Annotated in this window: 23 protein-coding genes; 10 read left to right on the top strand and 13 right to left on the bottom strand. The window is 62.4% G+C overall.

Going from position 1 to position 26,499, the window contains the following annotated elements; all coding sequences use genetic code 11:
* Nucleotides 1–6: 6 nt before the first annotated feature.
* The 9 genes from PSH59_RS16180 to PSH59_RS16140 form a co-directional block, all read right to left on the bottom strand.
* Nucleotides 7–597 (bottom strand): TetR/AcrR family transcriptional regulator, encoded by a 591-nt coding sequence (locus tag PSH59_RS16180; protein WP_305393182.1) that lies wholly within the window; start codon nucleotides 595–597, stop codon nucleotides 7–9.
* Complete coding sequence (locus PSH59_RS16175) at nucleotides 594–2,234, bottom strand: AMP-binding protein (RefSeq protein WP_305393181.1); 1,641 nt, start codon at nucleotides 2,232–2,234, stop codon at nucleotides 594–596. Before PSH59_RS16175 ends, PSH59_RS16180 begins: the two co-directional genes overlap by 4 nt.
* A 56-nt stretch (nucleotides 2,235–2,290) precedes the next feature.
* Nucleotides 2,291–3,583: a methyl-accepting chemotaxis protein gene (locus PSH59_RS16170; protein ID WP_305393180.1), complete on the bottom strand. Its 1,293-nt coding sequence runs from the start codon at nucleotides 3,581–3,583 to the stop codon at nucleotides 2,291–2,293.
* A 17-nt stretch (nucleotides 3,584–3,600) separates the two neighbouring features.
* Nucleotides 3,601–4,857 carry a GTP-binding protein gene (locus PSH59_RS16165; RefSeq protein ID WP_305393179.1) on the bottom strand — a complete coding sequence of 419 codons (1,257 nt, stop codon included), beginning with the start codon at nucleotides 4,855–4,857 and terminating at the stop codon, nucleotides 3,601–3,603.
* The gene (gene nthB, locus PSH59_RS16160) at nucleotides 4,854–5,498 is read right to left on the bottom strand and encodes a nitrile hydratase subunit beta (protein ID WP_305393178.1); all 645 of its coding nucleotides are present in this window, start codon (nucleotides 5,496–5,498) and stop codon (nucleotides 4,854–4,856) included. The genes PSH59_RS16165 and nthB overlap by 4 nt, the downstream gene beginning before the upstream one ends.
* 40 nt (nucleotides 5,499–5,538) lie before the next feature.
* Nucleotides 5,539–6,141 (bottom strand): nitrile hydratase subunit alpha, encoded by a 603-nt coding sequence (gene nthA, locus PSH59_RS16155; protein WP_248079693.1) that lies wholly within the window; start codon nucleotides 6,139–6,141, stop codon nucleotides 5,539–5,541.
* An 80-nt stretch (nucleotides 6,142–6,221) separates the two neighbouring features.
* A complete protein-coding gene (locus PSH59_RS16150) occupies nucleotides 6,222–7,736 on the bottom strand; it encodes an amidase (RefSeq protein WP_305393177.1) in 1,515 nt (504 codons plus the stop codon).
* Between the two features lie 118 nt (nucleotides 7,737–7,854).
* Nucleotides 7,855–8,724 (bottom strand): transporter, encoded by an 870-nt coding sequence (locus PSH59_RS16145; protein ID WP_305393176.1) that lies wholly within the window; start codon nucleotides 8,722–8,724, stop codon nucleotides 7,855–7,857.
* Nucleotides 8,721–9,788 carry a phenylacetaldoxime dehydratase family protein gene (locus tag PSH59_RS16140; protein WP_305393175.1) on the bottom strand — a complete coding sequence of 356 codons (1,068 nt, stop codon included), beginning with the start codon at nucleotides 9,786–9,788 and terminating at the stop codon, nucleotides 8,721–8,723. Before PSH59_RS16140 ends, PSH59_RS16145 begins: the two co-directional genes overlap by 4 nt.
* A gap of 542 nt (nucleotides 9,789–10,330) precedes the next feature.
* On the opposite strand from PSH59_RS16140, the gene PSH59_RS16135 reads away from it, so the two are divergent.
* The 5 genes from PSH59_RS16135 to PSH59_RS16115 all read left to right on the top strand — a co-directional run bounded on the left by PSH59_RS16135 (nucleotide 10,331) and on the right by PSH59_RS16115 (nucleotide 15,989).
* Nucleotides 10,331–11,266, top strand: a complete 936-nt coding sequence (locus PSH59_RS16135; RefSeq protein ID WP_248079687.1) for a helix-turn-helix domain-containing protein — start codon at nucleotides 10,331–10,333, stop codon at nucleotides 11,264–11,266.
* A gap of 329 nt (nucleotides 11,267–11,595) precedes the next feature.
* Nucleotides 11,596–12,858: a serine hydrolase gene (locus tag PSH59_RS16130; protein ID WP_305393174.1), complete on the top strand. Its 1,263-nt coding sequence runs from the start codon at nucleotides 11,596–11,598 to the stop codon at nucleotides 12,856–12,858.
* Between the two features lie 116 nt (nucleotides 12,859–12,974).
* Complete coding sequence (locus PSH59_RS16125; protein WP_305393173.1) at nucleotides 12,975–14,312, top strand: hypothetical protein; 1,338 nt, start codon at nucleotides 12,975–12,977, stop codon at nucleotides 14,310–14,312.
* A gap of 40 nt (nucleotides 14,313–14,352) precedes the next feature.
* Nucleotides 14,353–15,456, top strand: a complete 1,104-nt coding sequence (locus PSH59_RS16120) for a polyamine ABC transporter substrate-binding protein (RefSeq protein ID WP_248079681.1) — start codon at nucleotides 14,353–14,355, stop codon at nucleotides 15,454–15,456.
* 44 nt (nucleotides 15,457–15,500) lie between these two features.
* Nucleotides 15,501–15,989, top strand: a complete 489-nt coding sequence (locus PSH59_RS16115; protein ID WP_305393172.1) for a DUF3237 domain-containing protein — start codon at nucleotides 15,501–15,503, stop codon at nucleotides 15,987–15,989.
* A 30-nt stretch (nucleotides 15,990–16,019) separates the two neighbouring features.
* Here PSH59_RS16115 and PSH59_RS16110 read toward each other — a convergent pair whose 3' ends face one another.
* Both PSH59_RS16110 and PSH59_RS16105 read right to left on the bottom strand, forming a co-directional pair.
* The gene (locus PSH59_RS16110; RefSeq protein WP_248079678.1) at nucleotides 16,020–16,631 is read right to left on the bottom strand and encodes a TetR/AcrR family transcriptional regulator; all 612 of its coding nucleotides are present in this window, start codon (nucleotides 16,629–16,631) and stop codon (nucleotides 16,020–16,022) included.
* Nucleotides 16,632–16,749: 118 nt separating this feature from the next.
* Nucleotides 16,750–18,507, bottom strand: a complete 1,758-nt coding sequence (locus PSH59_RS16105) for a sigma-54-dependent Fis family transcriptional regulator (RefSeq protein WP_305393171.1) — start codon at nucleotides 18,505–18,507, stop codon at nucleotides 16,750–16,752.
* 268 nt (nucleotides 18,508–18,775) lie between these two features.
* Here PSH59_RS16105 and PSH59_RS16100 point away from each other — a divergent pair, with 268 nt between their 5' ends.
* The 3 genes from PSH59_RS16100 (at nucleotide 18,776) to PSH59_RS16090 (ending at nucleotide 22,093) form a co-directional block, all read left to right on the top strand.
* Nucleotides 18,776–20,251, top strand: a complete 1,476-nt coding sequence (locus PSH59_RS16100) for a benzaldehyde dehydrogenase (RefSeq protein WP_305393170.1) — start codon at nucleotides 18,776–18,778, stop codon at nucleotides 20,249–20,251.
* A gap of 45 nt (nucleotides 20,252–20,296) precedes the next feature.
* Nucleotides 20,297–21,064, top strand: coding sequence for a coniferyl-alcohol dehydrogenase (locus PSH59_RS16095; RefSeq protein WP_248079672.1), 768 nt, complete (start codon nucleotides 20,297–20,299; stop codon nucleotides 21,062–21,064).
* A gap of 81 nt (nucleotides 21,065–21,145) precedes the next feature.
* Nucleotides 21,146–22,093: a transporter gene (locus PSH59_RS16090; RefSeq protein WP_248079670.1), complete on the top strand. Its 948-nt coding sequence runs from the start codon at nucleotides 21,146–21,148 to the stop codon at nucleotides 22,091–22,093.
* Here the strand turns inward: PSH59_RS16090 and mhpT are convergent.
* On the bottom strand, nucleotides 22,071–23,288 hold the full coding sequence (gene mhpT, locus PSH59_RS16085) for a 3-(3-hydroxy-phenyl)propionate transporter MhpT (protein WP_305393169.1): 1,218 nt from the start codon (nucleotides 23,286–23,288) through the stop codon (nucleotides 22,071–22,073). The two genes, PSH59_RS16090 and mhpT, sit on opposite strands and share 23 nt — an antisense overlap.
* A 308-nt stretch (nucleotides 23,289–23,596) precedes the next feature.
* On the opposite strand from mhpT, the gene PSH59_RS16080 reads away from it, so the two are divergent.
* Nucleotides 23,597–24,913, top strand: coding sequence for an OprD family porin (locus PSH59_RS16080; protein WP_305393168.1), 1,317 nt, complete (start codon nucleotides 23,597–23,599; stop codon nucleotides 24,911–24,913).
* Between the two features lies 1 nt (nucleotide 24,914).
* Here PSH59_RS16080 and PSH59_RS16075 read toward each other — a convergent pair whose 3' ends face one another.
* On the bottom strand, nucleotides 24,915–25,406 hold the full coding sequence (locus PSH59_RS16075) for a MarR family winged helix-turn-helix transcriptional regulator (RefSeq protein WP_305393167.1): 492 nt from the start codon (nucleotides 25,404–25,406) through the stop codon (nucleotides 24,915–24,917).
* Between the two features lie 213 nt (nucleotides 25,407–25,619).
* Here PSH59_RS16075 and PSH59_RS16070 point away from each other — a divergent pair, with 213 nt between their 5' ends.
* Nucleotides 25,620–26,450 (top strand): p-hydroxycinnamoyl CoA hydratase/lyase, encoded by an 831-nt coding sequence (locus tag PSH59_RS16070; RefSeq protein WP_248079662.1) that lies wholly within the window; start codon nucleotides 25,620–25,622, stop codon nucleotides 26,448–26,450.
* Nucleotides 26,451–26,499 lie beyond the last annotated feature (49 nt).

The following is a 26,499-nucleotide window of genomic DNA, read 5'->3' as shown; positions in this document are numbered from 1 at the left end:
TGCGGTTCAGGGCAGGGCCTTTATCGCCTGCACCACCGCATCGGTGAGGGTCTTGGCGACGATGCGGCGCTGAGCCGTCTCCATCTGCGGGCTCAGCCAGGCAGGCAGACTGTTGAGCATGGGTAACAGCGCCCTCAGTGCGCCTTCGCGGAGGGGACCGCCCGGTTGCTGGCACAGCGATCCGACCAAACTCAGTATTTCTGACTCGTAAGCCTCCCTCAATCGCCGCACGCGATCGTGCATCGGTGCGCTCAGGCATCCGCTGTCCATGACGGCCAGCTTGAAATGCGCGGTCATGTGCTCATGCAGTTGGAGGTGGCCTTCGATCAGCTTTGTCAGGCGTTGTGCGGGCGTCAACCGGCGTTTTTTGATCAGGTCAACGCGCAACAACAACGCCTGGTAAAGCTCCATCAGCCACTCAACCAGCAAGGCCTCCTTGCTCTCGACATGGTGATAAATCGCTCCCGGACTGATGCCCACATGTGCCGCCAATTCACGCATGCTGACCTGGCCGAAGCTGCGCTCCTTGAACAGTTCCAGGGCTCTGCGCTGGAACTCTGAGCGGCTCAGGCCAGGCATGGCACGTTCCGGAGTCATGTGGGCTGTGCCTGCTGTCTGGCTATTTCCTGGTTGCGCAAAATGAAGCGCTGCAACTTGCCGCTGGGGGTCTTGGGCAGTTGCTCGACAAACTCGATTTCCCGCGGGTACGCATGGGCCGCCAGACGCTGTTTGACATGCAGGCGCAGGGCTTCAGCCAATTCGGCGTCTGGCGCGTACCGGGGGTTCAGCACCACGAATGCCTTGATCAACTCGGTGCGTTGCGGGTCGGGTTTGCCTATGACGGCCGCTTCGATCACTGCCGCGTGTTCGATCAGCGCACTCTCCACATCAAAAGGCCCGACGCGATAGCCGGACGTGGTGATCACGTCGTCGTTACGGCCGACGAAGCTGATACTGCCGTCAGCATTGAGCTCTACGATATCGCCGCTCAAGTAGTAGCGGCCGATAAACGCCTTAGTGGGCATGCCAAAGTAGCCGTTGAACCAGCACAGGGGCGAGCGCTCGCGATCCACCGCCAACACGCCGGGCTGGCCGGTGGGTAATTCCCGACCGGCGTCATCCAGCACCACAATCCGGTGACCCGGAACCGCATACCCGGCCGAGCCTTCGTGGATCGGGTGGTGCAGCCCATGGTGATTGCACAGCACCATGCCGATTTCGGTCTGGCCGTAGTGGTCGTGGATAACCACGCCGAGTTGTTCGGCAAACCAACGGATGACTTGCGGGTTGAGCGGCTCGCCGGCGCTGCTGATGACACGCAAGTGGCCGCGCACGGCGTCGGCGAACTCGGCGCCCGCTGCAATCAGCAGGCGATAGGCCGTTGGCGACCCGGCCAGGTTGCTGATGGCGTACTGGGTGATGATCCGGCAGGTGCTTTCGACGCTGAACGGCCCGTCGTAGAACAACGTGGCGTGACCACAGGCCAAGGGCCCGGTCACCGCGTAGTACAAACCATACGCCCAGCCGGGGTCGGCGAGGTTCCAGAAACGGTCGTCTGCGCGCAGCGCTATCGCGTCACGCATATAGCCCTTGAAGGCCAGAATGGCGCTTAACGGCACCTCCAGCGGCTTGGCCGGCCCGGTGGTTCCCGAGGTGCACATCAGCAGGAAAGGCGCACTGGCGTCCAACAACGTCGGTACGCATTGCGCCTGTTGGCGATCCAGCACGCTCCAAAAATCGTAATCGCCCGAATGCGGCAGGGGCGCGTCGGTGACGATGATGGCGGGACAGTCCGTGATGTCGTCGAGCTTGGGACGATTGCTGGCATCGGTCACGATCCAGCGGGCCTTGGAGCAGCCCAGTCGCTGTTCGATCGCCTTGGGACCGAAGGCGGTAAACAGCGGCTGATAGACCGCGCCAATGCGCCAGGTGCCCAGAATGGCAATCAACAGTTCGACCGTGCGCGGCATCAGGCCCGCGACGCGATCGCCCGGCTGAACCCCTTGTTCGCGCAGAAAGTTGCCGAAGCGCGCGGCGTGGGCCTGCAGTTCGCTGAAGGTATGGTGCGTGGAGCGGCCATCGCGGGTTTCGCAATACAGCGCCACGGCATTGCCGTCGGCGTGGCGGTCGCAGCATTCGATGCACGCGTTCAGGGCTGTCAGCTCACCCTGCAAATCCCTGGCGGCCAGTTGTTGATAGTCGAACGATGCCACGGCTGAGTCGTAATCGCGCATAACGTACCTCTTGTTATTGTGAGTGTGCCCCGGCCTGCCGCGCAGGGGGGGCGGTGCTAGCGGTCCATCATCTCGGCAGCTTGCTGGGTCGCCTGGCTGGTTCGCGTGGCCAGTTTGCGCACTTCATCGGCGACCACCGCAAACCCGCGCCCGGCTTCACCGGCCCGCGCGGCCTCAATGGCGGCATTGAGCGCCAGAAGGTTGGTCTGGCTGGCGATGCCCTGGATGGTGGCGACAATCTGCGTCAGCTTGTTGAGGGTTTCCTGCATCACCTGGTGCTGTTGCGCCTGGGCTTCGCGCATCGTGCTTTCTTCATGGTGGGCGTGGATATCGGTGATGGCGCCCACCACCCGTTGCGGGGAACCGTCCGGCGCGCGGCGCGTTTGCCCACGGCCGCGAAACCAGCGGTAAGTGCCGCTCTTGTGCTTGAGCCGATAGTCCACATCGAACGGTGTGTTGCCGCTGCGGTCGTCGACATGCGCGACAAACGCGGCGATGGCCCGCGCACTGTCGTCCGGGTGCAGGCGCGAGGTCCAGCTTTCCAGGGTATTGGGGAACTCCTCGACCGTGTTGCAGCCCAGCAGCCGGCGCATTTGCGATGACCACCAGATGGTGTTTTTCGGGTTTGCCGGGTCGCCGGCCACCACCTCGATATCCCACAGCCCGTCGTGCAGCATTTCCCGGGAAATGTCGAAACGGGTGGCCGCCAGTTCGAGTGCTTCGTTGTGCAGGTGCTGCGCGTGAATGTCGCGCACGCTGCCCCCCAAGACCTGCGCCACCCCTTGCGCATCGCGCTGTGAAACCCCGCTGACTCTGCACCAGCGATAGTCATCGCCGGCCGCCGCCTTCATCCGCACATCCAGCGCGAAGGGGGTACGCCCGCTGCGGTCGGCCAGGTGCCTGGCGAGCGCCGTCAGATGCGCTTGCTGATCGGCCGGGTGCAACTGTTCGCGCCAATCGCCCAGCCGGTCACCACCAGGCACCTGGACTGACGCAGACCCCGTCCACGTCATCGCGCCGTCCGGCGCCGACGCGGCGGTTCCATCCAGTGTCAGCGTCCAGAACAGGTCACCTGCGCCTCGGGTGATCAGTGCCAGGCGGGCTTCCATTTGCTGCAACAGGCGGTCACGGTCGGCCAGGTGTTCGTCCAATTGGCTGACTTGCACGCTCAGTGCGCGGGCCTGCGTCTTGAGGTCGCGCCGCTCTTGCAGCACCTGCTCGACACCGCACAGGATGCGGCGCAATAACGGGTTGCTCGAAGACAATGGCGTGCAGGCCTGGTCGGGCTGCTCCAGTCTGTCGGCGAGCGGCGCCAGTACCCAGCGCGTGGTTGGCCTGAAAAAAAGCATGGAACACCTCACCTCGGTCAAATGGGCTCAGCCTGCAAGCGGCGCGTCGGCGCCGATAAGGCATAGGCATCAAAGGCTGCTGCCCCCGGCAGGGCTTGCCAGGCGTGCGGGCCGGCGGCGATTTCCTCGGCGCTGAGCAGGCAGTGGTCGAGTTCGCGCTGCAAGGCCTGGGTGTCCAGGTCCTGGCCGATAAACACCAGTTCCTGCCGGCAGTCCCCGACGACGCTGTCCCACTTGGCCATGATGCTCTGCAAGCGATATTCATCCCGTGGCCATTGCGACTGCTCGACAAAACTCCACCAGCGCCCCACATAGTCCCACTGGAACTGCCTGCCGCTTTGCGCCAGCAGGCCGGTTTCCAGGTGCCGGCTGGCGAGCCAGAAGTACCCTTTGCTGCGCAGCAGGCGCCCGTTGCGCCAGGGCCGCTGGAGAAAATCGAGCAAGCGCTGTGGGTGGAAGGGCGCGCGCTCGCGGTACACCCAGGACGTCACGCCATAGGTGTCAGATTCGGAGGCCGGGGTGTCGGTCGCGTCCATCTGCCGCATCCAGCCTGGCGACGCGGCAAGGCTCGGTAAATCAAACCGATGGGTGCCGAGGAGGGCGGATAACTCAACGTTACCGTGGGCCATCGGCATGATCAGCGCGGTCGGGTTAAGCCCGGCGAGGATCCCGTGCACCGCCTGGTAGCCCGCGTCATCCAGCAGGTCCCGTTTGTTGACGAGAATGACGTTGGCGTACTCCACCTGCTCGATCAGAAGATCTGCCAGCGGGCGTTGGGGCGTATCCGCCTGTGCATCGTCGCGGGCCACGGCGTCCGGCGACTCAAGCAACACCTGAAAGCGGCTGCCGTCGACCACCGTCACCAAAGTGTCGAGCCGCGCCAGTTCGCTGAGACTGAAGCCGTCGGCATCAAGGAAGGCGAACGTCTCGGCGACCGGCATCGGCTCCGAGATGCCCGTGGATTCGATGAGCAGGTAATCAAAACGCTGCTGGCGTGCCAGGGTGCTGATCTGCTCCAGCAAATCGGCGCGCAGCGTGCAGCAGATACAGCCATTGCTCATTTCGATCAGCTCATCGCGCCCCCGGTGCAGCGATACATCGCGCTGCACCTCTGCGGCATCGATGTTGACCTCGCTCATGTCATTGACGATCACCGCCACTCTCAGGCCTTGGCGGTTGCGCAGGATATGGTTGAGCAGGGTGGTCTTGCCGGCGCCGAGGAAGCCGGAAAGCACCGTCACCGGCAATCGGCCCGCCTGGGCGCCGCTCATCATGGGGTCACCTTGTCCAGGTAGCTTTCGAACAGGTCGACCACCACGAAGCCTTCGTCTGCGGCATCCCCCCACAGATCTCTCGTGCAAAACTCGACGTGGTAAGTCGGCTGGTGCGCCGCGCTCGTATCGCCATGGCCAATGGCATCCGGGAACGGCCATTTTTCCGAGGTGCGATGCAACACCACGCCGCGCTTGCCACGCACGTAGGCCGGCATGCGGATATGCCCGGCCACATACTCATCGCGCACCACAACCCGGTCGCCCACTTCAAAGGGCGCGCGATCGGTGATCGCCGAGCGTCCGTTGGACTGCGCGGGGTTCGCCAGCTTGAAGTGCGAACCCAAGGCCTGATCGAGCTCGGCCTGGGTGATGACGCCGGTTTCGACCAGCAGGGTCGCGGTGGCGATGACATAGCGTTCGTAGTACTGGGTGTCGACGTGCTGGCGAACGTCCAGGCGTTCGACGGCGTGACGCACTTCGTCCACGCTGAATTTTTTCAAGTGATCGGCACCGAGGAACATCAGGCTGTAGGCCAGGTGCTCCCAGTCCTGCTTGAACACCTGTTTGTAGCTCAGGCTGTTGATGGTGTGTGGGACTTTGCCAAAGCCCTGGAAACCGCCGAGATCGTGAAAGCCATCCATAATAAAAACTCCGGGAGTTGAACGATGAGGTGGGGGTGTGTCAGCCGATACGCGGCAGGGCGACGCCGATCAGCACGTCTTTGGTCACCAGCGCCTGAAGCTGCTCTTCACTCATGTGCTCGGTGCCTTCGGGCCTTAGCGGCAACACCAGGTAGCGGCTTTCGGCGCTGGTGTCCCAGACCTTGACTGCCACGTCGCTCGGTAGCTCGGTGCCCAGTTCGCGCAATACGGTGCGGCCCTCCCGGACCAGGCGCGCACGGAACTCGAAGCCCTTGTACCACTCCGGTGGCAGCCCGAGCACCGGCCAGTTGGTGCAGGAGCACAGGCTGCACACGATCACGTTCTTGACCGTTGGCGTATCCTCCAGCGCGACGATGTATTCGCCCTGCGGGCCGGTGTAGCCGAACTGTGCGCACGCAGCGGTGCCATCCTTGAGCAACTGCGCCCGGAACTGCGGGTCGACCCAGGCCTTGGCGACCACACGGGCGCCGTTTTCCGGGGTCCAGCCGTGTTCCATCAGTTGTGTGAGTTGCTCGACATAGCCCTCCGGGATGAGGTCTTTGCCCTTGAGCACTTGAAACAATGCCCACGCCCGCTCGCCGGGCGTTGAAGTCGTCGCGGTTGTGGAAGTCGATGAACTCATGGGGTCTCTCCTGTCAGTCAACGCGGTTGTGATGTGATTCAAACGTGTCGGTGTTTCTTATTGTTTTTCAGGTCATAAACTCAGAGCGTGCGCCAGTCCACCGCGGCTTCAAACGCTGCGGCGGCCTGGTAGATCGTGCCTTCGGCATGGTGTCGGGCGACCAGCATCAGCCCGACCGGAAGGCCGTCCACCAAGCCGCAGGGAATCGACATGGCCGGGTGCCCGGTGATGTCCTGAGGCGCGGTGTTGCCGATCATTTCCAGGGCGCGGGCCACGTACTCGGTGATCGAGCAGTCTGCTGGCGGATGGGGCTGGGCGATGATGGGGGTGGTCGGCATCACCAGCAGGTCATAGGCGAGCAGCGCCTTGTCATAGCCTTGCCGCGCAAACCGTGCGAGGTTTTGGGCCTTGGCGTAGTAGCGCCCGTTGTAGCGCGTGAGGCCGTATTGGCCGACGAACATGCACAGTTTGAGCGACGCCGATAAGTGGTCAGCCTGCTCGCGCCAGCCGGCCTGTTTGTCCAGCAGACCGACGTCGTACAAGCCTTTCCAGTTAAAGCCTGCGCCGTTGCCGTGCATCATCTGCATGGTCAACCCCTCGCAACCGATGGGGTGCCACAGCGATCCCGCCAAGGTGTGTTCGGGAATGGACACCGCTTCCACCTGCGCGCCCAACGCCTCGAGGCGGGCGATGGCCTCGCGCACTTTGTCCGCCACGCGCGGGTCCTGGTTGGCCAGCGCAAACCCTTCCTGCACGACGCCGATTCTGAGCCCGCTCACCCCCCGCGCCAGGTAGCTGCAGTAGTCATCGACCTGCGGCGCCGCCTGGCGTGGATCGAGCCCGTCCGCACCGGCCATGGCCTGCAGCATCAATGCGTTGTCGCGCACGGTGGCGGTGATGGGGCCGACATGATCGATCGTTGCTTCAATCGCCATGATGCCGGTGTAGGGCACCAGTCCATGGGTCGGCTTCATGCCGTAGGTCCCGCAGAAGGCCGACGGAATACGGATTGACCCGCCCTGATCGCCGCCGACGGCGATGTCCACCTCGCCGGCGGCCACCAACGCGGCACTGCCCGATGAGGAGCCACCGGCGGAAAACCCGTGACGGTGCGGGTTATGCACCGGTGCGGGGTCAGAGGTGTGGCTGCCCCCGGACAGGCAGTAGTGCTCGCAGGTGGCTTTGCCGTGGATGGTTGCGCCGGCATCGAGCAAGCGTGTGACCACGGTGGCGTCGAAGCTCGGCACAAAGCCTTGCAGCGTTGCCGCGCCGTTCATCATCGGCACGCCGGCCAGGGCGACGTTGTCTTTGAGCGCGACGGTTTTACCGGCCAGCAGGCCCTCACGGGCACCTTTCACTTCAGCGCGGTAGTACCAGGCGTTGAACGGGTTTTCTTTGTTTGCGGGGCGATAGCCGCCACTGCGCTCGTAGCGGATGGGCGGGATGAAATCACACAGCTCGTCGACCAGATCGTAGGCATCGAAACTCGGTTGCATGAGCTCAAGGTAGGACGCCGCCTGCTCGTGGGTCAGTTGCATGTTCAACTGGGCCGCGATGGCTAAAAGCTGATCAAGCGTGGGGCGATTAATGGCCATGATTTTCCTGTCTTTTTATCGATTCGGTCCGGGTAGCGTTGAAGACCAAATTAGGCCTCTGCTGCCGTAGGCGCATGGTTGAGCAAGACACTCACTTGGCTGAAAAGGACAGCCGGATTCAGAACACTTTCAAGATCCGCAGATTCAGGCGAGCGCCTTCCCTGAAGCCTTGCTCGACCTCGATGTCCTTGCCCAACTGCGCCTGGAGCTGCAGCGTGGGATCGACGAAGTGCGTGACCGTGAAACGCGCGTAGGACGTCGACAGACCGTCGTGCTGGTCAACGCCATCCACCGTGGTGGCGGCCCCGCTCACATAGCCGCCACCGAGCGCGAACGTGGTGCTGGGCGTCCAGTTGTAGCGCACGGCGGCCTGGTATTCGTAGCGCGTGTTCTCTTCGAGTTTCGCGCCGGTGGGGCCGTAGTCGTTATTGCTCGACACCCAGGACACGTCCGCGACGGTGTCCAACGCCCACTGCGCCGAAAAATGGTGGATGTAGGCCGCTTGTAAGGTGGCTCGCCAGCGGTTTTCACCGAGGTTCAAGGCATCGTTTTTGTCGTAGCTGCCGATGGGGATATACAGGTAGGGGGCGAGGGCGAACACGTCCTTGTTCGCGGTCGGTAACGTCCATTTGAGCGGCGCGGTGATGATCGGGTCGGCCACGCCATGGGTGTCCCCCAGCGCGCCGACATCCCCCGAAGCATTCATGTAGCCGAACGGCAGCAATATCTGCGGCTCCCATGAAAGGTTCTCGGCCAGGCCTATGGCATGGATGTAACGCAGGATGCCCACGTCGGAGCTGAGCTTGGCGTTGTCCGAGGTTTTATGGCCGTTCTGATAGAGGTCCGACCGTTGCGCGTGCTGGTAGTAAAACAACACGGCATCGGCCCCGGCGGGCAGCGGCTCGAAATCTCCGGGGGCGACTTCAAGGGCCTGGCTTTTGACGAACGGCAACATCCCCAGCACCAGAACAATCGGTCTCAATTTCATGGTTGCACTCCTTGCGCGACAGAGGCATCGCGCAACATGCCGGTCTGCGCGTGGCAGTTGATGTACTCAAAGATCTGGCTCTTGGCGTCCGACACCGACACTTCGTGGTACAGCCGCAGCTTTTTCAGCCCTGCGGCCACGCGGAAGAACGTCACGAAAATGCGCAGGTGGGTCGGGTGGGACTCGGCCCAGCGTTCGAGTTTTTCCACCGAGCGCCAGTGGCCGATGTTGTAACTGATGTCTAGGAAGTTGCCGTCCAGGTCGATATTGCGTACGAACCGGTTGCTGTAGCAGCCCAACGGCTGGCCGTTGTCACGCAAAAAATCCATGCCGTCCTGCAAGGTCGGCAGGATCTCGTCGAGGTACAGCGAGCGTTCGTCCGCTTCGGCGTCCGCCCAGTCCTGGCCGGAGCGAATCAGCGTGAGGTTGTCGTGCCCCAAAACCACCACGCGCCCGCCTTTTGCCGGATCACCGGCGACCACTTGCAGCTCACTGGTGGGCTTCATCCAGTCGGTCTGGGAGATTGGGAAACGGTCGCGCATCGAGCCCCAGTAACCGTGCTCCTCGATCTCGCCACTGGTTGCATCCATTACCGCGCCGACACCAGGCAGGTTGTCCTGGAAGGCATACAGCGTCTCGAATTGCTCGGCGCGCGGGGCGCTGATTTCGCGGAAATAGCCCAGGCCGTCGTTGAGACGATCCGGTGAGACCCACCAGTCGTTCACCGGCGCCGAGCGCAACCAGCGGCAGTAGGCGGCCGGGTCGTTCCAGTAGCCGACCACGATCAAATTATCGAAGCCGCTGCTGTCGGTGTGGTGGGTCAAGTCATGGGTCTGCGGGCCATCGGCCAGGCTGAAACTGCCGACGATGTGACGCATCGCCTGGAGCGCGGCGTCGCGCTGTGCCTCGCCGCGATACTGCACGCCGAGGTAGGCCATCACCACTTGTTGCAACGTCTCGTCGGCGCGCGCGACCCACATCGGGAACGGCGGCTGGTACTCGTCGGGCACACGGCGCGACAGGCTGCGTGGACATTTGAGGTGTGTGTCGATTGCAGATTCCATCTTGAGTTCCTCGTTATTTGGTTCAGGCCTACGGGTGGGCATCAGTGCTTGGGCGACGGGCCGCGCTTGGCGATTTGTCGTCGGTGCAGCAGCCTCATGACCCCCCACTCAATCAACCAATAAACCGACTCTTCCGGCACCAGGTCGCGCCTCTGCAGGAGCCAGGAGAAATCAGTCAAGGGGGGTGAACAGTGTCGATGCATGGCACGCCTCGTCAGCGGGGTAAGAGCTGCTGTGAGGTGGAAATTAGGCGTCACGGCGAGGCGCCGCTTGGTTCGTCAGGACAACCGTTTGGTTGGAAAAGACAAGGCGCGGCAATGACCGGCGTTGGTGCGCCCATAGCGAAAACGCTGGGGCTCGTGCCTCGAAATGGGTAGGGCGAGGGCCTTGCCGTTACCCCGCCGTGGAGACGGTCTTTGTGAGGGTGGCGGCCTTGAGCGCTCAAGAGGGGCGTGGGTGTGCTTGGCCTATTAATTGCTGTCGGTGACAACCCGTACACCTTTTTCAAGCGCTTACTACATCGCTGTACCGAGGTCCGTGCCATGAACCCAAGCACCCAGTATTCGACCCTTGCCGTTCCCGCACCGCGCCGCTTTGATTATTGGAAAGAAGTGGTCTGTCGCCATTGTCTGGCGGCCGATAGCAAACCCTTGTCCCAGAGCAGTTTCGACGGCGCGCTCGCGATCAATACCGTCGGCGATCTGGACCTCTGTTCGCTGGCATCGCCGCTGCATTATTGGGAGCGCGCCGAGCGGCATCTGCGCAGCGGTCCGGCTGAAGATTTATGGTTGGGTTTCGCCCGAAATGGCCATGGCCAGATAGAGCAGGGCGGACGAAAAGCCAGCCTGGCCGCCGGAAATTTGTTTCTTTATGACGCAACTCAAGCGTTTCGCTTCAGCTTCGGTGGTACCGAAAACCACCTGGTGCGGATTCCGCGAGCGTTACTGACCGACCGCCTGCCGCGTATCGCGGAGTGCACCGCGATGGTCCTCGACGACCGCCGGCCTGGGGTCATCCCCCTGCGTGAGATGCTGCGCCAGGCCGCCAGCACCCCGGCGTCGTTGCAGGACGAGCGCATCGCAACGCGCTATTCAGCAGCCTTGCTCGACCTGCTGGTGATCAGCCTGGAACTCCAGGACCTGAAAACCACCCACCAGGAATTGGACCTTTACGGCCGCATCATGCAGTACATCCAACGGCACCTGACCGAGCCGGACCTGTCGATTGAAGTCATCGCCCAGGCCCACAACGTGTCGACCCGCACCGTTACACGCGCCTTCGCGCGCTACCAGAAAACCCCCGTTGCCGAGATCTGGAAAGAGCGCCTGAATGCCAGCCGCGAAGCGATTGAGCGTGGCCAGGTACGCAGTGTGTCCCAGGCCGCGCTGGACTTCGGGTTCTCTGATTTCTCCCATTTCAGCCATGCGTTTCGCAAAGCGTTTGGCGTGGCGCCCAACACGTTATTGCGGCGCGATTGAGGCCTGCGGATGGCGGGCGGCGACACTCGGCTGCCGCCGGCCCGATTGACGCCAACTCGAATCGATCAAGCCACCGTGCTCCTGCGCACCTCCTTGCCTCATAGGCGCAACGTCCCCTCATTGCCTCCCTCAACGGCATCGCATTGAAGCGACCGCCGCAAGCGTCGCTGATCTCCCCATCGCCAACTTTTTAATGAGTGAAGTGAATTCTGGCGTAGGCAAAGGGTTTTCTTTTTTTGGATAAAAACATTTATTGACTAAAGAATATTTGCCGGTTAATTATTACTGCGCATCTGCTCACATGCAGAGTCATTTCCAGGGTTGTCACCATGGGTCAGAAAATCACGCCTTCATTGGCCAGCCTGTATGTGCAGGCGGCCGAATCCTCGCCCGCGCCGGGCTTGGCTCCCGTATTGATGCAGGGCTTTCCGGCAGCGCCGAAACACCGGGTTACGTGGAGCAATTGGATGCTTCCTCCGTTCAGTCAATGGGGGTTTCGCAATTTGGCGCGGCTGCGTCCCACCATCGACGTGCCGGCGGGCGCAGGGGCTGCGGGGCTGCTCAAGACGGCTCCGGCAGCGCTGGATTCGCTGTATTTCGACAGTGAATGCGGGCTGAGCATCAGCGTCATGGATCACCTTGTCGCCAGTCAGACCGATGCTTTTTTAGTGATGCAGGGCGACACGGTGTTGTTCGAACGTTACTTCAATGGCCAGTGCGCCGCGGACCGCCACATCATGTTTTCGGTGACCAAGTCACTGATCGGTACCCTGGGCGAACAACTGGTCACCCAAGGTGTGCTCAAGCCCGAGTTGCCTGCGGCGTACTACGTACCTGAATTGGCCGGCAGCGCATTTGGTGATGCCACCGTGCGCCAGTTGTTCGACATGGCCGTGGGCATCGACTACAGCGAGGTGTATGACGACCCCAACTCCGAGAGTTCGCAATACGGTTATGCCTGCGGTTTTCAACCGGCACCGGCGCAGTACGCCCAGTTCGAGTCGCTGTACCAGTACCTGCCATCCCTGAAAAAACGCGGCGGCCACGGTGGTTTTTTCCATTACGTAACGGCCACCACCGAAGCCTTGGCGTGGGTCATGGAGCGCGCCTCGGGAGAGGCGTGCAGCCAGATGCTGGCGTCGATCTGGGGGCGCCTGGGGTGCGAGCGCGACGGCTATTTCATGGCCGATCCCTGGGGGCGCAATGTGGCCGGCGCAGGCTTCAGCGCCACGTTGAGAGACATGGCTCGTTTCGGTCGGTTACTGGCTAACGATGGCCGTCACGACGGGGTCGAGCTGCTGTCACCCGAGACCGTCGACCGTATCGCCGCCGGGGCGGACCCTGCGATCTATGCGCAGAATGCCGAATTCTCCCAATGGACGCCGGGTGCGTCCTATCGAAGCCAGTGGTACGTGTTCAACGACCACAGTCAGGCGCTGTTGGCCGGTGGGATTCACGGCCAGTACCTGTTCGTCGACAAGCCGTCGGGCGTGGTGATCGTCAAGCAATCGTCGCTGGCCGATGCGGTCGGCCCGTTCGATGCCGACAGCGTGCGCATGTTGCGCGCCATCGCCGCTCACCTGAGCCACTGACACACGCCAAACAATAAGAGTCTTGCGTTCTATTCACCTGGCCTGGCCAGGTGTTGGCGGCGCGCTGCGTCGCCATTGACTGCCCTGTAACAACAATAATTCCACAGGAGCTTCTTATGGTTTTCACCACGCGTTTTTCTCGAGCGCTGTTAATGCTCGGCTTACCCCTGACCACCCAGGCCGCGCTGGCGGGCTACACCTTTGAGGACGGTAACCTCAAAGGCGAAGTCAACCTCACCGCCGGTGGCGCGACGCTGTTCAGCCGCGGCGTTAACTTCGGCAGCGGCCAGGTTGACGCTCGCAGCGGCAAAAATGGCGGAAGCCGGATCAACTGGCAGGAGGTCTACGTCAAACCGGGCGTCAAGCTCGACTACGCGCTGCAACCGGTCTTCAGCCTGCTGGCTGGCGGTTCCTTGGTGGCGGCCAGTACGTTCGGCGATGGCGATCCCGGCGGCTTGACCCGCAGCTCCGACGGCAAGGTCGCCGCCGAAGAGCTCTACGCGGGTTTTCGCAGCGGCGAATGGACGCTCACCGCCGGCCGCCAGAACTACATGATCGGCACCGGTTTCATCGTCATGGACGGCAACCTCGACCAATTCAAGGACGGCGCGTACTGGCTCGGCCCGCGCACCGCTTTCAAGGATTCAGCCGTCCTGGCGTGGGATCACGGCGCGTTGAAGTCCCAGGCTTTCACTTTGCGCACCGACGACGACCTGGGCGATTTTCGCATGACCGGCGTCAACTTCGATTACAACCTCGATAACAGAGTGACGCTGGGCGCCATGGCCATGAAGGTCAATGCCCTGGGCCCCAAAGGCAGCACCCTGCCGCGCCGTCGGGACGGGATGCAGGTGTACAACCTGCGGGCCCTCAACGCCAAGCTTCCCGGTGTGCAGGACCTGACGTTGAACGCCGAGTACGCCGTGGAGCGCGGCAGCGGCGAGGGGGTGGATTACGCGGCGAACGCCTGGTACGGCCAGGCCGACTATGCCTTCAGCACGTTGCCGTTGACGCCGATCATCGGCTATCGCTACGCGAGCTTTTCCGGTGATGACAACCTGGGCGACAACCGCCAGAAAGCCTGGGACCCGTTGAGCAAAGGCTTCGTCGACTGGAGCACATGGCTGGTCGGGGACGTGGTCGGTAACTACCTGCTGTTCAACAGCAACGAAAACGTCCAGCAGTTCTCGCTCAAGACCCACCTCAGCGAGACCCTGACCCTCGGCGCCATCCACTACCAGTTCTGGCTGGATGAGAAAAACTACATGGGCGCGGCGGTCAGTGACCGGCGTTTTGCCGATGAGAGTGTGGTTTTCCTCGACTGGACGCCTACGCCGTCGTTCTATACGTCGCTGTCTTATAACTGGGTCAAACCACTGGCCGCCGCCAAGCAAGTGTTCGGCAACGACCAGAAGTTCAGTGCGCTGGAACTGTATTTCACCTATCGCTATTAAGTGCTGCGAGCCATCGTGGCCGCGCTGGAGTGTTTTGATCATGAACAGGTTTTTGCGTAATACCTTGCTGGGCACCTTTGCATCACTGCTGATCAGTGGCGTTTGCCTGGCCGAAGAACGGACCGTGCGGATCTACAACTGGATCGAATACCTGCCGCCGGAAGTGCTCAAAGGCTTCCAGGAAGAAACCGGCATTCGCCCGATCTATGACGTGTTCGACAGCTCCGAAACCATGGAGTCCAAGCTGCTGACGGGCAACTCCGGGTATGACGTGGTGTTCCCCGGTTCGGCCAACCTGGGGCACCTGATCACGGCCGGTGCCGTGCAACCGCTGGACCGCAGCCAACTGCCGAACTGGCAGCACCTGGACCCGCAGTTCATGCAATCGCTGGAAGCGGTGGGTGACACCGGTAATCGCTACGCCGTGCCTTATCTGTGGGGCACCACGTTAATCGGTTACAACGTCGACAAGGTGCGCAACGCCCTCGGGCCCGACGTGCAAATGAACACCTGGGACATCATCTTCAAGGAAGAAAATCTCGCCAAACTCGCCAGTTGCGGCGTGGGCTTTCTCGATGCGGCCAATGAAATCGTGCCGATCGCCTTGCACTACAAGGGCCTGGCCCCCAACAGCCAGAAGCGCGAGGACTATTCGCAGGCCCAGGCGGCCATGATGAAGATCCGCCCTTACATCACCTACTTCAACTCCTCGCGCTACGGCATGGACCTGGCCAACGGTGATATCTGCGTGGGTGTGGGTTGGTCTGGCGGTGTGGCGCTGGCCAAGCGTTTGGCCGATGCCGCCGGCAAGGGCGTCAAGGTCGAGATGGCGTTGCCCAGGGAAGGCGCGCCGATGTGGTCGGACGTGATGATGATCCCGGCCAAGGCGCCGGACCTCGCTGAGGCCCATGCTTTCATCAACTACATCCTGCGCCCGGACGTCATTGCACTCATCAGCAACAAGATCGGCTACCCCAACCCGAACAAGGACGCCACCGCGCTGGTCGACGCGAGTATCCGCAACGATCCAAACATGTATGTGCCGGAGCAAGCGCGCAAGACTCTGTTCGCGCTGGAGCCGGTTCCGGCCGCTGTCGAGCGGATCCGCACCCGCACCTGGACTGCTATCAAGACCAATCGCTGACCCAACATGGCCCGGTACGTGTGTGCCGGGTCCGGAGCTGTGTGATGACTGAACCCCTGGATTTGATGGCCCTGGCACCCAACCTGCAGCGCGTACTGACGTTGCGCGTTGCCATAGGGCCGGGCGTAATGCTGGGTGACAGCGTCGACGGCTGGCGCTGCAATTACCCGATCGTGGGCGGTGATTTCGACGGCGTCGGCGTCAGTGGTCAGGTGCTGGCCGGTGGCGAGGACGTGTTTGTGTTGCGTGCCGACGGCGTGGGGCAACTCGATGCGCGCTACAGCCTCAGGACCGATCAGGGTGAGCTGATCAACCTGCGCAACCGCGGCGTGCTGGCCATGACCGAATACGGGCGCCAACTGGAGCGCAACGGGCAGTGGCCGATTCCGGAGACGGAATACCGCTGCACGTGTACCCCGGTGTTCCAGGTGCCCAAGGGGCGGCTGGACTGGCTCACGCGCTCAAGTTTTATCGGCCTGGTGCAGTACCCCAGCGCCGAGCAGGTGGTGATCCGCTGTTATCGGTTTTACTAAAGGGGGTTGCCCGGCAGGCCTGGGAACAGTTCAGGCCTGCATCCCATAGAACACCAATTCGGTGATGCGCCTGACCTGCAGCGAATGCGCGTCGATATCCGGGTGCTCCTGGTTCACCAGCCTGAACAGCTGCAAGTGTGAGTAGTCGTTCAACAGAAACGCCGCCAACTCCACGTCCAGCTGGGGACGCAGTTTGCCGGCCTGTTGCAGTTCACGCAGCAGTTGGCTGATTTCGGCCCTGAGCGCATCGTTCATGGCGCGGTAGCCCTCGGGCAATTCGTTACTGCCGCCGAACAGGATCAGCGGCAGCAGCTCGCGCCACAGGCTGGGATGCATCACCTCCAGGGCGTAACCGGTCAGCAACCGCTCCAAGTGGCACATCGCGTCGACCGGGTCTTCGATGTCCTGGATCAGGCTGCGGGTGTCAGTGATGGCGCGTTGATCGGCCTGGTGCAGGATTTCCAGGATGATTTCCTGTTTGTTGCCGAAATACTTGAACACCGTCGGCGCCGACACACCCGCCTGGCCGGCGATTTGTTCGATGGTGGTGGCCTGGAAACCCTGGCGTTCAAACAGCTCGATGGCCGCCTGGCTGATGGCCTGGCGCCGTTCGGCTTTCTGACGTTCACGCAGTCCGCTCACAGAAGGTCCTTGTTACGAGAAGAAGAGGGCGCTTGTCGCCCCTTACCCGTGCAAAATACTTAACTGGATAAAACTTTTAAAGCGCTAATTATCAAGCCGTGTCCCAGGGCGTTCTCGTTCAAGGGGTGTGTCGCTGATGCTTCTTCAAGCGGTAGGCAAATTGCGCCCGGCTGAGCCCTACCAGCCTGGCCGCAGCGGCCAGGTTGCCGGCGTTCTGTTGCAGCGCCTCATGGATCAGGCGCGACTCGAGGCCTTCGATGGAAAACCCCTGGTCCAGTTGGCCGAGGGTCTCCAGCAAGGGTGGGCGGACCGTGGACACCGCAGTGGACAGGCTGCCGTGATCGTCCAGGCCGTACGGGTCCGTCGGCATCGGCTCGTTGCGAAACAGATGCACCAGGTCAATGGCCTGGCCTTCGTCACTGGCGATCAAGCCGCGCTCGATCAGATTTTGCAGCTCGCGCACGTTCCCCGCGAAGTCATAGCGCAGCAGTACCTTCAACGCACGCATGGTCAGGCCCGCGGGCGTGCGCGCGTATTCCTGGCAGAAGCGCGTGAGAAACGCATTGATCAACAGCGGGATGTCATCCCGGCGCTCACGCAGGGGGGGCAGGGCGATGGGGTAGACATTGAGGCGGTAGAACAAGTCTTCGCGAAACGTGCCGTCGGCCACGGCTTTGCGCAGGTCGATATTGGTCGCGGCCACCACGCGCACATCCACCGTGATCCCGCGCACGCCACCGACCCGTTCGATCTCACGCTCCTGCAAGGCCCGCAGCAGTTTGCTTTGCCCGGTCAGGCTGAGGCTGGTGATTTCATCCAGGAACAAGGTGCCGCCCTGGGCCCGCTCGAAGCGACCGGGGCGTGAATGGGTGGCGCCGGTGTATGCGCCGCGTTCGACACCGAACAGTTCGGCCTCGATCAGGGTGTCCGGGATGGCCGCGCAGTTGAGCGCCACGAATGGCTGCTGATGGCGCGCGCTGAGCTGGTGCAACTGGCGCGCGAACATCTCCTTGCCCACGCCGGACTCACCGCTGATCAGCACCGTGGCGGGTGTCAGCGCAACCCGTTGCAGGGCCTGCATCGCCGTGTTGAACGCCGCACTGGCGCCCACCAACGGCAGTGGTGCGCTGGCGCCTGTCCGGGGGCCTGGCGGGCTTGGGTGCGTGGGGACGGGCGCGGGGCCGCTGACGGTCTGGGACACATTCAGGTAACGCAGGTCCTGCTCGACGTCTCCCCATTGCTCGGCGGTCTTGCCGATCACCCGGCAACGGCTGTGGCCCATGCCACGGCATTCCACTTCGCGGAAAATCACCAATTGCCCGAACAGGCCGCTGACGAAGCCGATGGCGTAGCCGGTTTCCGTCCAGCACACCGGGTCCTGGCCGGTGCCGTAAGCCCCCACGTGTTCGTCGGCCTCGCAGGAGTGGTGCCAGAGAAACTCGCCTTCATAGAACCCCGAGTCGGCGTCGAACTTGAAGTGCAGCGGTTCGACTTTGGTCATGCCCTCCAGCGTGTGCAGGTGCGTCCCGGCCCGGAACACGGCGGCGGCATCGGCCTGGGGCCAGCGTTCGCGAATTAAACGAGCGTCCCGCGCGCCCGAGGCATAGCCGGTACGGGTGAAAAGCCCGCGCGCCTGCTCCAGCCCCAGGCGTTCGATGACCTCCCGGCGCAGCGCGCCGAAGGAGGAACTGTGCAGCAGCAACATGCGCTGGTCGTTGAGCCAGATCCGCCCGTCTTCGGGAGAAAAGAACAAACAGTCCGTCAGCTCCGCTGTCGTGGGCGAGCTGGTGTCGCTGAGTTGGCGGCTGTCGCCACGCGGATGATACGGCGCAGTCACTGCCGGGTCGTCGGGCAGCGTGCTGGGGGGATGAGTCATTGTTATGCCCCTGCAAAGCGAGTGAACGATATGAGTAACAGCTGAGATAGTTATTAAACATAACCTTATCAATTGAACAAGTGGCACGCCCCGATTTTTTGTCCGCGACCGGCGCGGAGGTATGCGCGGTCCGTTGAAAGGACCGTTGCAGAGCGTTCAAAGGCGTATGTGCGTGCTGCGACGCGCAGACGGCACAGCCTTTGCTCAACACCTGATGCGGCGCCTGCCCTCGTGCAGGCGATGACAAATACAAAAAACCGGAGTTGCCATGTCAGTGTCTGAAACCACCTCGCTGCTGCAGCGAGCCATTGAGTCCGAATGCCTGTTCAACGGTGACTGGGTACCCGCCTCGGGTTCCGTGACGCCCGTGATCGAACCCGCCACCGGCGAACCGCTGATGCGTTGCGCCATGGCCAGCCCGGCGGATATCGCCATTGCCAGCCGCAGCGCGGCGCTGGCCCAACCGGCGTGGGCCGCACTCGGCCCGCGTGAGCGCGCCGAGGTGTTTCGCAAGGCGGCCCTCGTGGCCCAGCAGTCTTTTGAGGAACTGGCGTTGTATGTCGCCCGGGAAACCGGCGGCGCGTTGTTCAAGGGCGAACACGAAGTGCGCGAGGCGATTGTGCTGCTGCATCAGGCGGCGGGTCTGTTGTCCCAACCTCACGGGGTGGTGCTGCCCAGCGAAGCCGGACGGCTGTCCTATGCCCGGCGTCAGCCCCATGGGGTGGTCGGGGTGATTTCACCGTTCAACTTCCCCCTGGTGTTGTCGATGCGCTCGGTGGCGCCGGCTCTGGCGGCAGGGAACGCGGTGGTGCTCAAGCCTGACCCGCAAACCCCGGTCAGCGGCGGTTTCCTCATCGCCCGTCTGTTCGAAGAAGCCGGGCTGCCCAAAGGTCTGTTGCAGGTATTACCCGGCGCCGCGCCGGCCGGTGAGGCGCTGTGCCGCGACCCCAACGTACGCATGATCGCCTTCACCGGCTCCACGGAGGCAGGACGCAAAGTCGCCGAAGTGGCCGGGCGACACCTGAAAAAAGTCGCGCTGGAATTGGGCGGCAAGAACCCGTTGATCATCCTGGAGGACGCCGACCTCGAGCAGGCCGCGAACAACGCGGCCTGGGGCGCCTGGCTGCACCAGGGGCAGATCTGCATGGCGACCGGGTTGATTCTGGTGCATGCCTCCGTCGCCGCCAGTTTCACCCGCAAGCTGGTGGCCAAGGCCCGTGCGCTCAGCGTCGGCAACGCCGCCCGAGGCGAGGCCGCGCTTGGCCCGTTGATCAACCCGCGCCAATTGCAGCGCGTGCACGCGATCGTCAGCGACAGCCTGCAGGCCGGCGCACGGCTGGAGGCGGGGGGCGAATATGACCAGCTGTTTTACCAACCGACCGTGCTCAGCGGGGTGCGGCCGGGTATGCGCGCATTCGACGATGAAGTCTTCGGGCCGGTGGCCACGGTGGTCAGCTTTGACACGGACGAGGAGGCCATCGAGTTGGCCAATCGCACCGAGTACGGCCTCTCGGCCGCGATCATTTCACCGTCGGTGGGGCGTGCCATGGCCATGGGCGAACGCCTGAACTGCGGCATGCTGCACATCAACGACCAGACCGTGGCGGACGAGTGCATCAACCCCTTCGGCGGACGCGGCGCCTCGGGCAACGGCGGCAGCGTGGGCGGGCCAGCCGACTGGGACGAGTACACCCAATGGCAATGGGTCACCGTAAAAAATACGCCGCCGACCTATCCCTACTGAGCCCTGGCTCACGCAATGCCTATACAACAATAAGAGGGCTTGACCATGAACCTGTACAACAAAACCTTGATCGTCACCGGTGTCGCGTCGGGCATTGGTGCGGAAGTCGCGCGGTTGGCGCGCTTCCAGGGCGCCACGGTCATCGGGGTAGACCGCCATGAACCGCAGTTGACGCTGGACGGTTTTTTCCATGCCGACCTGAGCGATCCGACCAGCATCGATGCACTGGTGGCGCGTCTGCCGGCGCGGGTCGACGCGCTGTGCAACATCGCCGGCGTACCCGGCACGGCCCCGGCGCAAACGGTGGCCGAGGTCAATTACCTGGGCTTGCGCCACCTCACACAAGCGTTGCTGCCGCGCCTGTCGGCTGGCGGCAGCATCGTCAATGTCGCCTCGGTGTTGGGTGCGCAATGGCCCCAACGCCTGGAGCTGCACAAGGCCCTGGCCGCGACGCAAAGCTACCAGGCCGGGCAGCAGTGGCTGGCGGCAAACCCGGTCGAGCAGGCCACCTGTTATCAGTACTTCAAGGAAGCGCTGATCGTCTGGACCTTGCAGCAAGCCCAAGGCTGGTTTCGCGATCACGCGGTGCGTATCAACTGCGTCGCGCCGGGGCCGGTGTTCACCCCGATTCTGGGAGATTTCGTCAGCATGCTCGGGCCGCAGCGGGTGGCCGAGGACAGCCAGCGCATGACCCGCCCCGCGTTGGCCGATGAAGTGGCGTCGGTGATTGCCTTTTTGTGCTCGGACGCGGCGCGCTGGGTCAATGGGGTCAATCTGCCGGTGGATGGCGGGTTGGCCGCCACCTACGTGTAGGCCGCGCAAGCGCGTCACACCCCGGTGCGCAGCCAGTGTGCCGGGGGTCTTGAACAACAACAAAAATACAGGACATACATCATGCTCAAGCCTTGCTTGCGGACAGTTGCGGCCACGACTTTTGTCGCACTGTCATCCACTGTTCACGCCTATGACTTGCCCGGCCTCAACCTGGGCAGCACCAGTTTCTATGACGGTTCGCCAGCGCCTGCCGGACCGGGTTGGTACCTGGAGGAATACCTGACCTATTCGCGCGCCAGCCGCTTCAACGATGCCCACGGCAACAAGCTGGCACTGCCCAGGCAGGACGTGGAGGTGGTGGCGCCGACCACGCAAATCATTTACGTCGGCCAACCCCTGGCCAACGGCGCAATGCCTGGCTTCACCCTGATCAACACTTCCCTGGCCCATGTGGACGTCGACGATGGGTTGAATAACGCGGCCTTGAGTTCCCGCGCCGGCTTTGGCGATGTGGTCGTCGGCCCGTTCCTGCAGTTGCCGACCCTGAGCCGCGCCGATGGCAGCCCGCTGTTGACCCAGCGGGTCGAATTCGACGTGTCGATCCCGGTGGGCGCCTATGACCGCAAGCGTTCGATCAACCCAGGAAGCAATTTCTGGTCCTTCAACCCGTATTACGCGGCGACGTACTGGTTCAACCCCAAGTGGTCGGCGAGCGGTCGCTTCATGTACCTGTGGAACGGCAAGAATGACAAGCCGCAGGCGGGCTTCGGTGATGTCTCCGACACCCAGGCCGGGCAGGCGCTGCATGCCAACCTGACGTTGCAGTACGCCATCGACCAGCAGTTGAGCGTGGGGCTGAACGGGTATTGGTTGAAGCAGATCACCGATACCGAGGTGCAGGGGCATGCGGTGAGTGGGCGCCGAGAAAAGGTCTGGGCCATCGGCCCAGGCCTGGTCTACGCGTTCAACAAGGAGAATGTGTTGTCAGTGAACACGTACTTCGAACAGCAGGCGCAGAATCGCACCCAGGGCAACAAGCTGGTGCTTAATTGGCTGCACCAGTTCTAGGCAGGTTCAGTGGCGCCGCACGCACCATCACGCTGATGATGGTGAGTGCGGCGATCACCACACCTGGAGAGGTTGCCAGCAGCACGCCGGCGGTGCCGGCTCCGGCTGCCAGCAGTTGCCCGGCGGCCAGCGGCCCGGCCACCGAGCCCAGTCGGCCGATGGCCACGGCCGCGCCCACGCCAGTGGCGCGCACGGCGGTGGGGTAGGCCGGTGGCGCGCTGGCATACAGCACCAATTGCGCGGCCATCACGAACAACCCCGCGGCAAAGCCTGCGATGGCCATGGGCACTATGCCCACCGACAGGCCCACGCCCGCCAGCGCTGCCAGCAGGCCGGCATACACGAACAGCACCACCTTGAGTGCGTTGCAACGGTCCAGCAACACGCCGCCGAGCAGCGAACCGAGGGCACCGCCGATATTGAAGAGCATCTGCACCATGCCGGCCTGGGGCTTGCTGAAGCCTTGTTCCAGCAACAGCGAAGGCAGCCAGTTGAGCAGCATGTACATCACGGTCAGGGTGAAGAAGTAACTGAGCCACAACGCCAGTGTGGTGCGTGCGCGGCCTTCGCCGAACAGTGCCTGGCCGGTGGAGGGGCGGGCGCCGGGGGTGTCTTCGGCCTGTTGGCGAAAGGCGGTGGATTCGGGCAGCAGCAGGATCATCAACGGCACAGCCAGCAGCGGTGCCAAACCGCCGATGATAAAGGTGGTCTGCCAGTGTTCACTGGAAAACATCGCCACCACCGCAGCCAGTGCGCCACCCAATGGCACTCCGCAATACATCACGCTGATGGCGGTGCCACGGTTGCGTTCGCTCACCGCTTCGGCACACAACGCGATCAGGTTCGGCAGCGCGGCGCCCAGGCCCAGGCCGGTCAGGAAGCGCACCAGCAACAGGCTCGAATAGCTGTTCACAAATGCCGTGCTCAGGGAGAACAGCCCGAACAGCAGCACCGCGCTCACCAGGATTTTCTTGCGGCCGATGCGGTCGGCGATCCATCCGCCGAAGAAGGCACCGGGCAGCAGGCCAATGATCCCGACGCTGAATACCCAGCCGAGCATTTTCGGGTCGAGGGCAAACGTCTGGCGCAACCCTGCGGCAGTGGTGCCGGCGGCCTGTAGATCGAACCCTTCGATCAGGGCAACGATAAAGCACAAAGCGATCGTCAACGTCGAACGACGCGCGGGAGTGTTCATGGGCAAACCTCATTGTTGTTTTTGTTGTGGTAGCGAGCCTGCTGGGCGGCTGGCAATTAAGATAACAAATATAACTATAAAAAGAAGGGCGCCTGGGCCGCGCCAAAAATCATCCCGCAAGCCGCCTAGGCCGGCTATTTGAGATTGGCAGTGGCAGGAAAAGTGGAAATAGATAGGCTTATTAACGTTCGATTATCGGTCAGTCGCGGTTGACGAGCGTCGTGAGCGTTTCCATTCTCTGTTCGCGAAGCCGATTGGGCCAAGTGTGTGTCACCCCCAAAAACAACAACAAAAAATGGACATCGAACATGCCAAAACTCCCTACGGGCGCCGTCGCGGCGGCCTGCTGTGTGTCGAAAAGCACACCACGTCTGATCAGCACACTGCTGATGCTCGGCGTGCTGCCCACCCCGCTGTGGGCGGCGGGGTTTATCGACGACAGCCATGGCAACCTGACGTTGCGCAATTACTACCTGGATCGTGACTACAAGGACGACGGCGCCAAAACCGCTGCACGGGAATGGGCCCAGGCGTTCATCCTCAATCTGGAGTCGGGGTATACGCCTGGCCCGCTGGGTTTTGGCCTGGATGTGCGCGGCTTGATGGGGGTCAAGCTTGACTCCTCGCCGGACCGCAGCGGCACCGAGTTGCTGCCGGTGTCGGCCAGCGACAAGCGTGCCGCCGACGAATATTCACGCCTGGCGCCGACCGCTAAACTGCGGTTTGCGCAAACCACGGTGAAGGCCGGGGACGTGTCGATCTTCCTGCCATTCGCCTTTGCCAGCCCATCGCGCCTGCTGCCGCAGACCTTTCGCGGTACCACCTTGAGCTCCAAGGACATCGACGGGCTGACCCTCAATACCGGCTATATCGACCGCATCAACAAGCGCGATTCCACCGACTACCAGCCCATGACCATCGCCTCGCCCAACCGACGTTTCAACGCGACCGCCAGCACCTCGCACCTGGCTTACGTCGGCGGCGATTATCAGGTCAATAAAGACCTGAGCCTGCGCGCCTATCATGCCGAGGTCGCCGACCTTTACCAGCAGGACACCCTGGCGTTACTGCACAACCTGCCGCTGGGCGAGGGCGTGCTCACCAGTGACCTGCGCAGTTTCTTCAGTCGTGAGGACGGCAGCGCCAAGGCCGGTAACGTGGATAACCGCAACCTTTCGGCGCTGTTCGGCTATCGCCTGGGCGGGCACCGAGTGAGCCTGGGTTATATGCATTCGAGCGGCGATACCGCCACGCCGTATATCTCCGGCACCGAGCTGATGGGCATGAGCGAGCTGACCATGAGTTCGGATTTTCTCAATGCCAAGGAGCGCACCTGGCAGGCCATCTACGACTATGACTTTGCCGCGTCGGGCGTGCCGGGCCTCAAAAGTCGCCTGCGTTACGTGCGTGGCGACAACATCGAGCTGGCCGCCTTCAACGCCGAGGATCGCAAAGAGCGCGAGTTCCAGATGGAACTGGGCTACGTGATTCAGAGCGGCCCGCTGAAGAACGTCGGGCTGATGGCGCGCAAGTCGATCTACCGCAACGACTTCCCCGGCGGCGCTGCGTTTCGCGATGAAAACCAGACGCGCTTTCTGGTGCTCTACACCGTGGCGCTGTGGTAAGTCATCCGTTCTGATAGACCTTCTTGAGCAGGCGCAGCAGCTCTGCGCGTTCTTGCGCGTCCAGAGCTGCCGTGGCGTCGAGGTCGCTTTGTGCGGCGATGTCCTTGAGCTGCTTGAGCAGGGTTTCGCCGGTCTTGCTCAGGAAGATCCCGTAAGAGCGCTTGTCCGGTTTGCAGCGCACACGCACCGCGAGCGCACGGCTTTCCAGTTTGTTCAGCAAGGGCACCACCTGGGGCGGCTCGATGGCCAGGGCGCGAGCCAGGTCGGCCTGCATCAGCCCCGGGTTCTGCTCGATGATCGCCAGGGCCGAGAACTGGGCGGGGCGCAGGTCGTGCTCCGACAGCCGGCCGATCAGGTTCTGGAACAGTTTGAGCTGGGCACGGCGCATGGCATAACCGATCAGATCGTCCAGGGCTGAATCCAGCGGTGGCCGTGCCTCGTCATTATCGGGCAGGGCCTGGCTGGCGGCGGCGAGGGTAGAAGGCTTGGCCATTGGCAGTGCAATCCTCATAAGGTAGCGGTTAAGAAGGCTATCTAGTTTGCCGGGGTTAACGCGCCGTGGCTATGCCGGGTTTTCACGGCGCTTCGGCATCGCCGTTCTTTAATGAGTGAAAATATTGGTTACGATGATTAATAGTTAATTGACATAACTATATTTGCGGTTTAATTTCGAATCATCTTCACACCAGAACAAGAGCGTACCGCCATGAGCAATTACGAAGGTCGTTGGTCCACCGTCAAAGTCGAGATCGAGGAAGGCATCGCCTGGGTCATTCTCAATCGTCCGGAAAAACGCAACGCCATGAGCCCCACCCTTAACCGGGAAATGATCGACGTACTGGAAACCCTGGAACAGGATCCGGACGCCGGCGTGCTGGTGCTGACCGGTGCCGGTGAGGCCTGGACTGCGGGCATGGACCTCAAGGAATACTTTCGCGAAGTGGATGCCGGCCCGGAAATTCTCCAGGAAAAAATCCGTCGCGAAGCCTCGCAATGGCAATGGAAACTGCTGCGCATGTACACCAAGCCCACCATCGCCATGGTCAACGGCTGGTGCTTCGGCGGCGGTTTCAGCCCGCTGGTGGCATGCGACCTCGCCATCTGCGCCGATGAGGCGACCTTCGGCCTCTCGGAAATCAACTGGGGCATCCCGCCGGGCAACCTGGTCAGCAAGGCCATGGCCGACACCGTGGGCCATCGCCAATCGCTGTACTACATCATGACCGGCAAGACCTTCGGCGGGCAGAAAGCTGCCGAGATGGGCCTGGTCAACGAGAGCGTGCCGCTGGCGCAGTTGCGCGAAGTCACGGTGGACCTGGCGCGTAACCTGCTGGAGAAAAACCCGGTGGTGCTGCGTGCGGCCAAGCATGGCTTCAAACGTTGCCGCGAACTGACCTGGGAGCAGAACGAAGATTACCTCTACGCCAAGCTCGATCAGTCGCGCTTGCTCGACACCGAAGGCGGCCGCGAGCAGGGCATGAAACAATTCCTCGACGACAAGAGCATCAAGCCTGGCCTGCAGGCGTATAAACGCTGAAGTCAGCGGCCTTCGGGCCGCACTGCCGTAACCCTGCTTGAACGTATTC

Origin of the sequence: Pseudomonas sp. FP2309 (genome assembly GCF_030687575.1) — a bacterium.
Classification (GTDB): domain Bacteria; phylum Pseudomonadota; class Gammaproteobacteria; order Pseudomonadales; family Pseudomonadaceae; genus Aquipseudomonas.
Note: the sequence above shows the minus strand (reverse complement) of the source record. Positions and strands in the feature narration are given on the sequence as shown.

Coding starts and splice junctions, on each gene's coding strand:
- PSH59_RS16105 (WP_305393171.1), bottom strand. CDS start 18,507: ATGACTCATCCCCCCAGCACGCTGCCCGACGACCCGGCAGTGACTGCG.
- PSH59_RS16115 (WP_305393172.1), top strand. CDS start 15,501: ATGACTGAACCCCTGGATTTGATGGCCCTGGCACCCAACCTGCAGCGC.
- PSH59_RS16170 (WP_305393180.1), bottom strand. CDS start 3,583: ATGCTTTTTTTCAGGCCAACCACGCGCTGGGTACTGGCGCCGCTCGCC.
- PSH59_RS16120 (WP_248079681.1), top strand. CDS start 14,353: ATGAACAGGTTTTTGCGTAATACCTTGCTGGGCACCTTTGCATCACTG.
- PSH59_RS16175 (WP_305393181.1), bottom strand. CDS start 2,234: ATGCGCGATTACGACTCAGCCGTGGCATCGTTCGACTATCAACAACTG.
- PSH59_RS16135 (WP_248079687.1), top strand. CDS start 10,331: ATGAACCCAAGCACCCAGTATTCGACCCTTGCCGTTCCCGCACCGCGC.
- PSH59_RS16080 (WP_305393168.1), top strand. CDS start 23,597: ATGCCAAAACTCCCTACGGGCGCCGTCGCGGCGGCCTGCTGTGTGTCG.
- nthB (WP_305393178.1), bottom strand. CDS start 5,498: ATGGATGGCTTTCACGATCTCGGCGGTTTCCAGGGCTTTGGCAAAGTC.
- PSH59_RS16090 (WP_248079670.1), top strand. CDS start 21,146: ATGCTCAAGCCTTGCTTGCGGACAGTTGCGGCCACGACTTTTGTCGCA.
- PSH59_RS16145 (WP_305393176.1), bottom strand. CDS start 8,724: ATGAAATTGAGACCGATTGTTCTGGTGCTGGGGATGTTGCCGTTCGTC.
- mhpT (WP_305393169.1), bottom strand. CDS start 23,288: ATGAACACTCCCGCGCGTCGTTCGACGTTGACGATCGCTTTGTGCTTT.
- PSH59_RS16100 (WP_305393170.1), top strand. CDS start 18,776: ATGTCAGTGTCTGAAACCACCTCGCTGCTGCAGCGAGCCATTGAGTCC.
- nthA (WP_248079693.1), bottom strand. CDS start 6,141: ATGAGTTCATCGACTTCCACAACCGCGACGACTTCAACGCCCGGCGAG.
- PSH59_RS16070 (WP_248079662.1), top strand. CDS start 25,620: ATGAGCAATTACGAAGGTCGTTGGTCCACCGTCAAAGTCGAGATCGAG.
- PSH59_RS16130 (WP_305393174.1), top strand. CDS start 11,596: ATGGGTCAGAAAATCACGCCTTCATTGGCCAGCCTGTATGTGCAGGCG.
- PSH59_RS16140 (WP_305393175.1), bottom strand. CDS start 9,788: ATGGAATCTGCAATCGACACACACCTCAAATGTCCACGCAGCCTGTCG.
- PSH59_RS16125 (WP_305393173.1), top strand. CDS start 12,975: ATGGTTTTCACCACGCGTTTTTCTCGAGCGCTGTTAATGCTCGGCTTA.
- PSH59_RS16075 (WP_305393167.1), bottom strand. CDS start 25,406: ATGGCCAAGCCTTCTACCCTCGCCGCCGCCAGCCAGGCCCTGCCCGAT.
- PSH59_RS16165 (WP_305393179.1), bottom strand. CDS start 4,857: ATGATGAGCGGCGCCCAGGCGGGCCGATTGCCGGTGACGGTGCTTTCC.
- PSH59_RS16150 (WP_305393177.1), bottom strand. CDS start 7,736: ATGGCCATTAATCGCCCCACGCTTGATCAGCTTTTAGCCATCGCGGCC.
- PSH59_RS16180 (WP_305393182.1), bottom strand. CDS start 597: ATGACTCCGGAACGTGCCATGCCTGGCCTGAGCCGCTCAGAGTTCCAG.
- PSH59_RS16095 (WP_248079672.1), top strand. CDS start 20,297: ATGAACCTGTACAACAAAACCTTGATCGTCACCGGTGTCGCGTCGGGC.